At 51.9% G+C, this 12,433-nt stretch carries 14 protein-coding genes; 7 read left to right on the top strand and 7 right to left on the bottom strand.

The window, feature by feature from the left end:
- The first annotated feature begins 171 nt into the window (after window positions 1-171).
- The 3 genes from E3E33_RS10410 (at window position 172) to trxB (ending at window position 1,921) form a co-directional block, all read left to right on the top strand.
- The gene (locus E3E33_RS10410) at window positions 172-636 is read left to right on the top strand and encodes a hypothetical protein (protein WP_167712080.1); all 465 of its coding nucleotides are present in this window, start codon (window positions 172-174) and stop codon (window positions 634-636) included.
- Window positions 633-857, top strand: coding sequence for a hypothetical protein (locus E3E33_RS10405; RefSeq protein ID WP_167712081.1), 225 nt, complete (start codon window positions 633-635; stop codon window positions 855-857). The genes E3E33_RS10410 and E3E33_RS10405 overlap by 4 nt, the downstream gene beginning before the upstream one ends.
- Before the next feature lie 71 nt (window positions 858-928).
- On the top strand, window positions 929-1,921 hold the full coding sequence (gene trxB, locus E3E33_RS10400) for a thioredoxin-disulfide reductase (protein ID WP_012572565.1): 993 nt from the start codon (window positions 929-931) through the stop codon (window positions 1,919-1,921).
- A 19-nt stretch (window positions 1,922-1,940) separates the two neighbouring features.
- Here trxB and E3E33_RS10395 read toward each other — a convergent pair whose 3' ends face one another.
- Window positions 1,941-2,234 (bottom strand): hypothetical protein, encoded by a 294-nt coding sequence (locus E3E33_RS10395; RefSeq protein WP_167731688.1) that lies wholly within the window; start codon window positions 2,232-2,234, stop codon window positions 1,941-1,943.
- 177 nt (window positions 2,235-2,411) lie between these two features.
- Here E3E33_RS10395 and E3E33_RS10390 point away from each other — a divergent pair, with 177 nt between their 5' ends.
- Together E3E33_RS10390 and E3E33_RS10385 are read left to right on the top strand one after the other, a co-directional pair.
- A complete protein-coding gene (locus E3E33_RS10390; RefSeq protein ID WP_167711164.1) occupies window positions 2,412-3,749 on the top strand; it encodes an ornithine aminotransferase in 1,338 nt (445 codons plus the stop codon).
- A gap of 73 nt (window positions 3,750-3,822) precedes the next feature.
- Window positions 3,823-4,422: an ECF transporter S component gene (locus E3E33_RS10385; RefSeq protein ID WP_012572568.1), complete on the top strand. Its 600-nt coding sequence runs from the start codon at window positions 3,823-3,825 to the stop codon at window positions 4,420-4,422.
- Here the strand turns inward: E3E33_RS10385 and E3E33_RS10380 are convergent.
- The 6 genes from E3E33_RS10380 to E3E33_RS10355 form a co-directional block, all read right to left on the bottom strand.
- Window positions 4,419-4,703 (bottom strand): family 4B encapsulin nanocompartment shell protein, encoded by a 285-nt coding sequence (locus E3E33_RS10380; RefSeq protein ID WP_012572569.1) that lies wholly within the window; start codon window positions 4,701-4,703, stop codon window positions 4,419-4,421. The genes E3E33_RS10385 and E3E33_RS10380 overlap by 4 nt on opposite strands.
- On the bottom strand, window positions 4,690-5,367 hold the full coding sequence (deoC, locus tag E3E33_RS10375; protein ID WP_048055106.1) for a deoxyribose-phosphate aldolase: 678 nt from the start codon (window positions 5,365-5,367) through the stop codon (window positions 4,690-4,692). Before deoC ends, E3E33_RS10380 begins: the two co-directional genes overlap by 14 nt.
- Window positions 5,368-5,539: 172 nt before the next feature.
- Window positions 5,540-5,845, bottom strand: coding sequence for a hypothetical protein (locus E3E33_RS10370; RefSeq protein ID WP_012572571.1), 306 nt, complete (start codon window positions 5,843-5,845; stop codon window positions 5,540-5,542).
- A gap of 31 nt (window positions 5,846-5,876) precedes the next feature.
- Window positions 5,877-7,094, bottom strand: coding sequence for a CGP-CTERM-anchored Cys-rich protein (locus tag E3E33_RS10365; RefSeq protein WP_167711308.1), 1,218 nt, complete (start codon window positions 7,092-7,094; stop codon window positions 5,877-5,879).
- A 161-nt stretch (window positions 7,095-7,255) separates the two neighbouring features.
- Window positions 7,256-8,473: an MFS transporter gene (locus E3E33_RS10360; protein ID WP_167711166.1), complete on the bottom strand. Its 1,218-nt coding sequence runs from the start codon at window positions 8,471-8,473 to the stop codon at window positions 7,256-7,258.
- Window positions 8,474-8,639: 166 nt separating this feature from the next.
- Window positions 8,640-10,106: a radical SAM/SPASM domain-containing protein gene (locus E3E33_RS10355; protein WP_167711168.1), complete on the bottom strand. Its 1,467-nt coding sequence runs from the start codon at window positions 10,104-10,106 to the stop codon at window positions 8,640-8,642.
- A gap of 174 nt (window positions 10,107-10,280) precedes the next feature.
- Here E3E33_RS10355 and eno point away from each other — a divergent pair, with 174 nt between their 5' ends.
- Window positions 10,281-11,573 carry a phosphopyruvate hydratase gene (gene eno, locus E3E33_RS10350; RefSeq protein ID WP_167711310.1) on the top strand — a complete coding sequence of 431 codons (1,293 nt, stop codon included), beginning with the start codon at window positions 10,281-10,283 and terminating at the stop codon, window positions 11,571-11,573.
- Window positions 11,574-11,750: 177 nt separating this feature from the next.
- Window positions 11,751-12,433 (top strand): radical SAM protein (locus tag E3E33_RS10345; protein WP_167731687.1); only part of this gene is annotated, 683 nt, incomplete at its 3' end.

Here is a 12,433-nt window from a genome sequence, read left to right as displayed (position 1 = left end):
ACATTCGTCGGTGGTGCTATGGATCCGGGAGTTTTCTTTTTCTTCTTTTATCTTGTTCATTATCTCGGCGATCATCCTCTGGGGCCATCGCCAGCGAGAGAGTGCTAGGCAGAAAGCCGAGAGGTTCAGGGGGTAAGGATCGAGGGAAACGAGCTGGTTTTCCCCAGGAGAATGAGGCTCGTTAAGGGAAGACTCCCCCTTAGGGGGTACTGGTCTAGCTCCGGGAGGAGTAGGCATTACCATATCGACAGGAAGTTCACTCAGAGTGAGGAATTAGAAACAGACAGAATAGAACTGAAGCCGGAGATGTTCTCCCTGATCATGAATAAGAGCGAAGAGACTTTAATAGAAGCCCCAGCGTATCTCCCCATGAAGCCAGAGCTCGAGAACATCCTGCTGATACCCATAATTCCGTCCTACAGGTTCGAGATCGACAAGCAATCGCTGGAGGCCTCAAAGGGGGCAGAGTTCGCCCATGCAAGGATTGACCTAATCGAGTGGTGCTTTTCCGGAAGGCTCTACGTCACCGTTCAGAAGTACAGGGGAGCGAGGGTGAAGCTGAAGAGGAAAGGCCCTAGGATTACTGAGAAGCTTGCTGAAACAAGGGAAAGCACTGAATTCAGCAGGAGTTCATGAGGAAAAAGCTTATGACAATTTCCAACAAGAACGTCATCGATCCGAGAGAGTTCAAGAAGCTCCTTGGAAAGAGTGTCTTCTTAGAAGGACACGGTGAGTACATCATAGAGCTCACTCTCGACGTTCCCCTTGGAAGCGACATCCACGACAGGACAACTTTAAGGGTCAAACCAGGGGGAAGGGTACCTGATGGAGAGGTCGAGGTGGAGGTCGCCGTGTGAATATATTTACACATTTGTGGGCAATAATGCTTTTAAATAGCCCATGTTAGAAAATCCTGGAGGTGGGAGAGATGTTTAGTCTGGGAGGATTTTCACGCGGAGGAGAGTACGAGAAGAAGGCCTGGGACGTGCTCATCATAGGCGCGGGACCGGCTGGCTTCACCGCAGCGATATACGCGGCACGCTTCGGACTGGAGACCCTGATAATCAGCAAGGACCTCGGCGGAAACATGGCACTGACGGACCTCATAGAGAACTACCCCGGCTTCCCGGAGGGCATCAGCGGCTCGGAGCTCACCACCCGGATGCACGAGCACGTCAAAAAGCTTGGCGTTGACATCGTCTTTGACGAGGTCGAGAGGATCGACCCGACCGAGTGCGCCTATTACGAGGGCCCGTGCAAGTTCGTCGTCAGAACGAAGAACGGCAAGGAGTACAAGGGCAAGACCATAATCATAGCCGTCGGCGCCGCCCCAAGGAAGCTCAACGTTCCAGGCGAGGCCGAGTTCACAGGCAGGGGAGTCAGCTACTGCGCCACCTGCGACGGCCCGCTCTTCAAAGGCAAGAAGGTCATAGTTGTTGGAGGCGGAAACACCGCCCTTCAGGAGGCCCTCTACCTCAAGAGCATAGGCGTCGATGTCACCCTCGTCCACAGGCGTGACCAGTTCAGGGCCGACAAGATACTCCAGGACAGGTTCAAGGCCAGTGGAATTCCGATGATACTCAACACCGTCGTCACCGAGATTAAGGGAACCAACAAAGTCGAGGCGGTGAAGCTCAAGAACGTCAAGACCGGCGAGGAGACGGAGATGGCCGTTGACGGCGTCTTCATCTTCATAGGATACGAGCCGAAGACGGACTTCGTCAAGCACCTCGGCATAACCGACGAGTACGGCTACATTCCGGTTGATATGCACATGCGCACCAAGGTCAAGGGCATCTTCGCTGCTGGAGACATCACCAACGTCTTCAAGCAGATAGCCGTTGCAGTCGGTCAGGGTGCCATCGCTGCCAACTCAGCGAAGGAGCTCCTCGAGGAGTGGGGCGAGAAGAACGGGGAGTGAGCTTCAGAGTCATCTCTTTTCATTTCTTGCTTTCAGCCGTCTCTGACACATCATAAGGAAAGGCCGAACTGCTTTCATCTTCTTCGTCAAAGAGAAAACCCCTGTCAAAGAGCGATATTAAGACAAAATCCCACAAAGCCATGAACGGGATTACCTTAACTGCCATGTCAAGGGGGGCTATTAAATCCCGCTCACCCATAAGAACCCCCATGGCAACAATCACCATTATCGAGGCGATGGAACTAGCCAGAAAGGCTTTACCAAAATCCCCTCTCTTTCGCTCCTTCCGTTTGATGCTCCAGTAAAACTTCACCACCACAATACCGAAAATCGAAACTCTTCTAAGTTTATTAACTTTGCGTCCCCACGGGTGATGGTCTTTACGGGCTCACGCTTTTCGGCGTTCTCCCGAAGATTTTTCGACCAAAAGTGTTCATTGATGAACATAGAATTATATAGGAGGAGTTCCTTTTCCCATCGGTGATGCACAATGGTGGTTAGGCCAAACGTTAAGGAGCTTCCCGGGCCGAAGGCTCAGGAGATAATAAAGAAGAACTTCGAGGCTCTGGCAGTTACCACCCAGGATCCCGATACCCTCCCTATAGTCATAGACCACGGTGATGGCATACTCGTCTACGACGTCGACGGAAACGTCTTCTACGACTTCGGAAGCGGTGTCGGTGTTCTCAACGTCGGCCACGCCCACCCGAGGGTCGTTGAGGCCGTCAAAAAGCAGGCTGAGAAGTTCACTCACTTCGCGCTGAACGACTTCTTCTACGAGAACGCCATAATACTAGCCAACAAGCTTGCAGAGCTGGCTCCAGGCGACTTCCCGAAGAAGGTCGTTTACCAGAACAGCGGTGCCGAGGCCAACGAGGCCATGATGAAGCTCGTCAAGTACGGCACCGGCAGGAAGAGGTTCATAGCCTTCTACCACGCCTTCCACGGCAGGACCCAGGCAGTTCTCAGCCTCACCGCAAGCAAGTGGGTCCAGCAGGAGCGCTTCTTCCCGACCATGCCGGGCGTCGAGCACATTCCCTATCCGAATCCCTACAGGAACCCCTGGCACATTGATGGCTACGCCGAGCCGGACGAGCTCGTTAACAGGGTCATTGAGTTCATCGAAGAGTACGTCTTCCGCCACGTTCCGCCCGAAGAGGTTGGTGCCATAGTCTTCGAGCCGATACAGGGTGAGGGTGGATACGTCGTTCCACCGAAGAACTTCTTTAAGGAGCTGAAGAAGTTAGCGGACAACTACGGAATACTCCTCGCGGACGACGAGGTTCAGATGGGTGTTGGCAGAACGGGCAAGTTCTGGGCCATTGAGCACTTTGGCATTGCCCCGGACACCATCCAGTTCGGTAAGGCCATAGGTGGCGGCATTCCGCTCGCCGGTGTCGTCCACAGGGCCGACATAGCGTTCGACAAGCCGGGCAGGCACGCTTCGACCTTCGGCGGCAATCCAGTGGCAATAGCGGCTGGAATAGAGGTCGTAGAGATCGTCAAGGAGCTCCTGCCGCACGTCCAGGATGTCGGTGGCTACCTCCACAAGCGCCTCAAGGAGCTTGAGGAGAAGTACGATGTCATCGGAGATGCCAGAGGTCTCGGACTGGCTCAAGCCGTCGAGATTGTCAAGAGCAAGGACACCAAGGAGAAGCACCCAGAGCTCAGGAACGAAATCGTCAAGGAGGCCGTCAAGCGCGGCCTTATACTCCTCGGCTGCGGCGACAACAGCATAAGGTTCATCCCACCGCTGACCATCAGCAAGGAAGAGATCGACGTGGCTATGGAAATATTCGAGGAGAGCCTCAAGGCCGCTCTCCAGTGATCCATTCTTTTCTTCTCGCTTTCCATGGGCCAAGTTTTTTAAAGTTGAAACTTGAATTCTTCAGGTGGTGAACATGGGAGATCTAACTGAAATGCTAAAACCCTACGTGCCCTATGTACTTGGAGGGGCGATCATAGTCTACCTCGCCTACCTCTGGGCCAACAGAGAGAAGTTCAGGAGCGCCAATGTTATGGCAATATCTGCAATGATGGCGGCCGTAGTGGGTGTCACCACTGCATTCGTCACGATAACCATTCCGGCGACCGGCGGCTACCTCAACTTCGGCGACACGATGGTGATGTTCACAGCTATGGTCTTCGGACCCGTTATTGGTGTCTTCGCAGGTGGTGTCGGCTCTGCCCTTGGCGATGTTATAGCAGGATATCCTGGATGGGCGCCAATAACGCTCGTCGTCAAGGGACTGGAAGGCCTCGCCGTTGGTTATCTGGCAAGGAGAAGCGACAATGTCTCGACGCTCATCATAGCCGGAATAGTCGGCGGAGTAATAATGATAACCGGCTACTTCCTGTTCGAGGCGTACATGTTTGGAATTCCGGCGGCGGCCCAGGAAGTCCCACCCAACATCGTCCAGGCGGTCACAGGTGTTTTAGTCGGCACCGGGCTAGCACAGGCGATAAAGAAGAGGTATCCCGAGGTCGAGGACCTCATCTAAACGTCCAGCTTCTTTATTTCTTCCCACATTTCACTTTCCTTGAGGAGAGGCTCGACAGAAATCCTTCTGGAGGCGCGCTTTATCTGGCCAAGGTACTTGGAGTCAGCAACCACCGCGTCGTAGCCGAGCTCATCAATCTTGTATATCTTAAGCTTGCACTCCCTAAGCACCTGGATGGTGTACTCCAAGAAACCTGGACCAACGAGGAGGATGTCCGGCTCAAGACCCTCCACCCTGAGCTCCTGAATGGCCCGATCAAGGATGTCCTTAATCTCCCGCATCCATCGCCCCCTCCACAATCTTCACGCCACTCGAGGTCCCTATCCTCGTCGCGCCAGCCTCTATCATAGCCATTGCCTGCTCGTATGTCCTGACTCCTCCAGATGCTTTGACACCCATGTCTGGACCAACGACCTTTCTCATCAGCCTGACGTCCTCGACTGTTGCTCCACCGGTTCCGAAGCCGGTCGAGGTCTTCACAAAGTCCGCTCCAGCCTCCTTAGCCAGCTCGCAGGCCTTGATTTTCTCCTCCTCCGTTAGATAGCAGGTCTCGATAATGACCTTGACTATTGCCCCCTTTTCATGGGCGACCTTAACGACCTCCTCTATGTCTCGCCTAACGTACTCATAATCGCCGTCCTTCAGCGCGCCGATGTTTATCACCATATCCAGCTCATCAGCGCCGTCTTCAAGTGCTTTCTTCGCCTCGAAGACCTTAACTTCTGTGGGAGTTGCACCGAGTGGAAATCCTATGACAGTGGCCACTTTTACGTTCGAGCCTTTGAGCTGCTCCTTGGCGAGTTTGACGCGGTAGGGATTGACGCAGACGGCGTAGAAGTTGTAGCGCTTGGCCTCATCACAGAGCTTGATTATGTCATCAGCGGTAGCGTAAGGTTTGAGATTCGTATGGTCGATATACCTGGCGACATCGATGTGATCGCTCATACCCATCACCGGTTACTACTCCATCTAAATGTATTTAGAATTTTCCCTCAAAAATGGGCACTCAATCAGAAAATCTGCAGGCCCTCTTTGGATTTTTAACAATTTTTGAGCTTTTTTCTAAAAGGCAGAGGAAGTTCTAATGAAGATTCAAACGAACGTTAGAAAGGCAACCTTACACCCCCAGGAATTTCAAATCCTTTAAAAACCTCTCCTTAACACCCCTCTCACCAAACTGTGGCTCCTCTTCACCTCTGACTATCCGCTCAAAAACCCTCACTGCGTTGTCCCAGTTCTCCTCGAGTGTCCTTCCCTTCGGTACGGCGTTTCTCAGAACATGCCATTTCTCGTTCTCATAGTCGTAGACGATTATCCTCGGTATGTAGTCCAAGTCCATGAAAGTGTCGTCTAAGGTAAGCTCCACCCTAAAGCCGTCCAGCTCGAGAAAACCCTCTTCGCGAAGCCCTCTTTTCCAGTCCATGGTGAAAAGTTGGAGAGGGAGGTTTAAAAGTTCACCTCCTCCGCAGGAGGGCAAACAGCGACAGCCCAACGACTAAGGCAGGACCGCATATTCCACCATTTGGTGAACTCTCCGTCGACGTGGTGGCATCTGTGGATGGGGACTGGGTTACTGTTGGGCCAACATAGGCAGTTCCGTTCGGGAGGTTGTAGGTGGGCACCTCATCGGTGGTGCACCTGACCAGCATTGGATTAAGGCTCTCCTCGTAGGGTATCCACGCATAAGTGCCGTCTTTTGTCTCGTACCAGCCGATGTGGGAGTTAGGTCCCGCCTTTCCAGGCCCGGCAACTTTAGCTATCGCTTCGATGTCTTCGTCGCTTATTTGGAGCACCCCGACATCCCTCAGCCACTCGAGCTCGACTTTTACCGCCTCCGAGAAGTTCACCTCGGAGGAATCAACCACAGGAACGAGCCTTCCACTCATGGGTTCCACGAAGGTCAACGCCGGGTTGCAGTCAACACCAAAGGCCGAGAGAAAGTCCTTAACGGCAGCCTCAACCTCTCCAGGCTCCATGTTGTAAGCTTCAACCTCCACCCTCACGAGACCCGCCCGGATAACTTTCTCGGGATCAATCCCGTGCTCCCTCAGGCAGGACTCAAAGGCATCGTTTGGCTTCCAGGTGCAGATCCCGTTTACACAGCCGCAGCTCGTCAGGCCAAGGCAGGTGTACCACTCGCGATAGACGCAGGGGGTTACTATCCTGGTGGCCTCTTCCCTTGGAGCGCATACTTCCCCGGAGCAGCCGCCCGTGGTGCAGTCTCCATCCGAAGTGCACTCTTCCCCAGCCACCGGCGTCAGGGTTATCGTGACGTTGTCCCTGGTAAAAGTTAGATTGTCCCTCGTTTTCCATCCATCAGCCTTCAACTTTTCAAGTGCGTCAGTTGTTATCAGGAGCGAGGCGTTGAAGGCTGTTTTAGTCAACCCAGTCTCTTTCCACTCTGCCGGAATCTCTATCCTCAGGTGGGGACCGTCGCTGGCGTTCCACAGTACAACTACAAGCCTTTTGTCGTAGTGGGAGCGAAAGATGAAGGTATCATTCTCGACTATTGCGTTGTGAAGAGCATTGAAAGCGGGATACGGCTTGTAAGTTATTCCTGGCTTGTTCAGAACGACCTCGACCGCATAGACATCGGTGGGGCTCATGCAGGCCTCGGCCAGGGGTGTTAGAGCGAACATCAAAAACACAATCAGCACCATAACCCTCTTCATGATCTCCACCGTAGGAAATAAGGAGAGGAAATATATACCCCTTCCCATCGCTTCAATCCGGCTTGAACTGACATCCTCCCGGCTAAGGGCGAGGCTTGAGAAAAGAAAAGTCAAAGGCCATCCAATTCCCAAATTTGCCATTGTATTGTTTAGGATACGGCCTACCGCTCATTTGGGATAGCCTCCGCGTGCCTGAGCCGTAGGGTCTCCCCAAGGGGCCCCACGATTTCACCGGCCTTCAGGAAGATTCCAACAACCAGTAACGCTATGGCAAACACCAGTCTCGCCTCCCCAAGCCCAAGCCAATCAACGGCAAACCCGTAGATGAAGTAGAAAACGCTCATGACCAGTGCCGAGACCATGGAGTAAACGGACAGTATGGTGGCCCTCTTCTCGCTCGGAATCCTGTACTGGATCTCTATCCCAAGGTTAAAGGAGAAGGCCGTGTGAATCACCGTAACGAAAATCCCAATGGCAATAATCCAGAGTGGATTCTGGTAAACGACCGACAATGCCGTCAATACTGGAATGACAACAGGGGCAAGGGAGTAGGCCTTAACGCTCCACGAGTCCCTTAAGCGAACGCCTATGAGCCTGGGGATAATCTTCACGATGGATTCAACAATTCCAAGGAGTCCAAGGGTTCCCATTAAGGTCGTTCCAAGGCTTTTTGCGAGTATCTCACCGAGGTAGGGCTCGAAGAACTTCCGGAACTGGTTCGTGGCCATGACGACGGTTATCGAGAGAACCACCAGCCAGAAGAGCTGGGGCTGGAGGATGTCCTTGAATGAATGGAGAGTGTGTGAGAGGTATGAGCGCTCTGGTTTTTTGAATTCATATTCTGGAATCGTGTAGGCCACGATAAGGGTAGCTATTTCAAGGATTAACGTAAGAAGAAGGGGAAGCCAGAAGCCGTAGAGCTGGGCGAGGATTCCTCCGATCGCTATGGCTAGTGCCGAGAGTGGAATCGTAAGGGTTTTAATGTCCCTCATTAGGCTCCGGTATTCTCTTTCCATCCCAAGGTGTTTGAGGTTGTCAAAGAGCCACGCTTGGAGGCTTCCGCTCACGAACGTTGCGCCGAACGAAGCAACAATGGCATAAATGAGTAACATAGGGAATCCCCTAAGGAATATCAGGAATATCATGGCCGTTATATTTATCGCAAAGCCCACCAGAACGCTGAGCTTCCTGCTCATCTTGTCCGCGACCACACCTGTCGGGACCTCAAACAGGAAGAATCCCGCAGTCAGTATCGATGTCGCGATGCCTATCTGGGCATATGTAAGGCCCTTTGAGAGGTAGTAGACGATGAGGAGGTTCCCAATGAAGCCTGTATTCATGAAGATGTAAAGTAAGGTATAGCGCTTTACTATATCCATATTCCATCACCTGTCTCCCGATTACAGCGCAGACAAAAATAAAAATGTTAGAAGAATTCAGGTTATCTCCTTGACTTCACACCATATGTCCTTTATCGCAGGGCATGCCATCAAGGTGGCAACTTTTGGCTTTGTTTTGACTAAAGCCCTCAATTTGTCACCTCCTTTAAATTGTGGCCGTGATGTGTTCTGATTCTATCCTCTCAAGCTCAGGAGCAGTATTACGTTCAGGATCAGAGCTGGGGACTGAGATTGACTTTTCTAACACCTTCTCGAACTCTTCCTCATATTCATCCCAGAGCCGGGAGTAAAGCCATAGTCCTATTTTGAAAGATTCTCTCGAATAGTAGCATTTCAGAGCAGGCGGTATGAATCCCCTGCCCGTGTATATTGTGTTTTCGTAGAAGCAAAAGTCGTGGCAGTAGAGTTTTAGCCAACAGCTCTTACAGGGTTCATGGTTGAAGAAGTTGTATTTTTGGAGCTCAAAGCGTTTTAGATGCTCCCATTCGAAGTTCTCAATGTGGCTAAGCTCAAAGTTCTTCATGCTGACGAACCGATGACACGGATAAATGTTTCCGTTCACGTCAATGGCAACGCTTCCCTTTCCAGCGCCACAATGGAAGCTACTTACTCTCCCTCTGTAAACATCCTGGATTATCTGTTTGAATTTGACGTAAACAACGGTTCCCAACTCCCCAAAGGTTTCAACTTCTTCGACGGCGATTTTCTTGAGTTGGTCCAGGTAAGTATCAATGTGTCCCTTGGTTACTACGCTGTCCGAGAGGGTGGCTAATTCAACCCCGACGTTGAGGACTCCAAATTCTGTCTTGATGTGGTGGTAGATGTCATAAACTCTATTAAGCTGTTCCGGGAGAACAGTTGCTCTCACAGAAATCTTGTGGAGCTTTCCTCTTTTTTTAGCTTCTTCAACGAGGTGCTTGAGGTTTTTGGCTACAACATTGTAGGTGGGGGAGTTGTCCGCAAAGGGTCTGTTATGGTCGTGGATTTCTTTAGGTCCATCCATGCTCACTATCACGTTGAAGGGGTGGTCTAGTACGAATTCAGCCACCTCTGGGGTGAGAAGGTATCCGTTGGTTGTAACGTTGAAAAAGACGGGTTTCTTTGTTTCCCTGGCCTTCTGCTCTGCATAGAGGACGCCTTCTTTTATTGCAGGAAAGTTTAGTAGGGGTTCCCCTCCAAAGAAGACTATGCTCACTCCATAGGGAGATTTTTCAAATAGGAAGTCTATGGCCTTTCGGATTGTCTCTTTATCCATAAGTTTTGGCTTTTCGAGGGTATAGGTTCCTTTATTTGCGTAGCAGTAAACGCAGGAGAAATTACAGGCCTGGGAAACGTTGATGCTCCCCCCAAGGAGGAAACCGTAATCTTCGTTGTATTCAAGGTTTAGGGGCGGGAGCTGGTTCAAATAGTTCTGAAGTTCCCTAAGTTTTGCTCGCTCTTCCGAGGTTAGTTTGTTCCCTTCCCCTTCTTTGATTTTCTGAAGGCCGGAGTAGGTTTCGGGCTCTACCTCCACCACGTATCCCGAGCTCTCGTGTATCACGAAAAACTTTGGAAAACCAGCTATTTCAGACTTTATACAGTTTAAATCTCTATTTGTATCATCTATATCCATTAATACATCCTCAATAGGTTAAATGCATAAAATAATTTAAAAAAATTTTGACTTTTTTGTTCTGCAAAACATGGCAACAACCTCGTTATAATAACAGCCAAAAACCCCACAACAAGCCCAGAGAGACTAAAAGCTTTATATGCTGCTTGGAGAATATCACCCGAGGTGATTGAGATGGAGAATCCCTTTGAGATAACCGCGGTCGTTGCCAGGGAGATACTTGACAGCAGAGGGAACCCGACTGTCGAGGTCGAGGTCTACACACCGATAAGCATGGGGAGGGCAGCGGTTCCGAGCGGAGCGAGCACTGGAACCCACGAGGCCCTTGAGCTCCGCGACGGAGGAAAGCGCTACCACGGAAAAGGTGTTAGAAGGGCTGTTGAGAACGTCAACAAGATAATCGCGCCCGAGCTCATCGGCATGGACGTCACCTGGCAGAGGGACATTGACATGCTGATGCTCGAGCTCGACGGCACCGAGAACAAGAGCAACCTCGGTGCAAACGCTATCCTTGGCGTTTCCCTGGCCGTTGCAAAGGCTGCCGCCAACGCCCTCGGACTTCCGCTCTACCAGTACATCGGGGGGACCAACGCCTACGTCATGCCCGTTCCGATGAGCAACGTCATCAACGGCGGTGTTCACGCCGGCAACGAGCTTGACTTTCAGGAGTTCATGATAATGTCCGTTGGTGCTGACTCCTTCAGAGAAGCTATAAGGTGGGTCAGCGAGACCTACCACGTCCTCAAGAGCGTCATCGCTGAAAAGTACGGCAAGAACGCAATAAACGTAGGAGACGAGGGTGGCTTCGCACCGCCAATGAAAGAGGTCACCGAGCCACTCGAGACCCTCATCAAGGCCATTGAGGAGGCCGGCTACAAGCCGGGCGACGAGATTGCCCTCGCTATTGATGCAGCCTCCAGCGAGTTCTACCACCCGGACATCGGCAAGTACGTCGTTGCCGGCAAGGAGTACACGAGGGAAGAGCTCGTTGACCTCTACAAGGAGCTTGTCTCGGCTTATCCGATAGTCTCCATCGAGGACCCGTTCCAGGAGGAGGACTGGGAGGGCTTCAAGCTCATCACCAGGGAGCTCGGCGGCAAGATACAGATAGTCGGCGACGACCTCTTCGTCACCAACCCGAAGAGGATAAGGAAGGGCATCGAGATGGGTGCCGCCAACGCACTTCTCCTCAAGGTCAACCAGATTGGAACGCTGAGCGAGGCAATAGATGCCGCATACACAGCCTTCAGAGCTGGCTACGGCGTCGTCGTCTCCCACAGGAGCGGAGAGACCGAGGATGCCACCATAGCCGACCTTGCGGTTGCACTCAACGCCGGCCAGATAAAGACCGGCGCTCCAGCCAGGAGTGACAGGAACGCCAAGTACAACCAGCTCATCAGGATCGAAGAGGAGCTCGAGGGCATCGCGTACTATCCGGGCAGGAAGTTCAGGAACCCGTTCTTCTGAGCCCTTCTCTCTTTTCCACATTACTGGCCAGCAAGGGTTTTTAACTTCGGCTTCAACGTTTTTTGAACTTGCAAGAACCAGCGGAGTGGTTATCCGGGGGCCTGCCCAATGGAAAAGGAATATCAAAATCTCCAAGAGGACTCCGCCTCCTGCAACCCCCTTTCGAGGTGAGCTTAGATGGCAGAGAGAAAGAAACTCAAAATCTACATCCCAGGCATCAAATTTCCCTCAATCTCGCTCACGGGCAACTACTGTGCCCTCAATTGCGCCCACTGTGGGAGGCACTACCTGGAGAGGATGAGAAAACCCACGCGAAGGAAGCTCCTCAACTACTGTATGAATCTGGAAAAGGAAGGCTATACCGGCTGCCTCCTCAGCGGTGGCATGGATTCCAGGTTGAAGGTACCACTGGATAAGTACGCAGACGAGCTGAGGAAAATAAAGAGGGGGACGAGCTTAAAGCTCAACGCCCACGTTGGGTTCATAGACGAGAGCGATTTGGAGTGGGTCAAATACGTTGACGTCGTTTCCCTCGACTTCGTCGGCGATAACGACGTGATAAAGCGCGTGTACAAGATAAACAAGACCGTCAAAGACTATCTCAGAATCCTCGATCTGCTCACCGAAGCCGGTGTTAGGGTCGCACCCCACATAACAATCGGTCTTGACTTCGGCAGAATTCACTGGGAGTACAGGGCAATAGACATGCTCCTTAAGTACCCAATAGACGTGCTCGTCCTTGACGTGCTCATTCCAACAGCCGGCACTGAGATGGAGAGCCTTCAAAAGCCAAGTGTGGAGGAGAGCCTCAACGTTGTCAGGTACGCCAGGGAAAAGTTTAATGGCGAGCTCAGCATAGG

The sequence above is a fragment of the Thermococcus sp. GR5 genome (assembly GCF_012027535.1).
In the GTDB taxonomy this organism is placed as follows: domain Archaea; phylum Methanobacteriota_B; class Thermococci; order Thermococcales; family Thermococcaceae; genus Thermococcus; species Thermococcus onnurineus.
The sequence above is the reverse complement of the archived record's forward strand: the minus strand, read 5'-3'. Positions and strand labels throughout refer to the sequence as shown.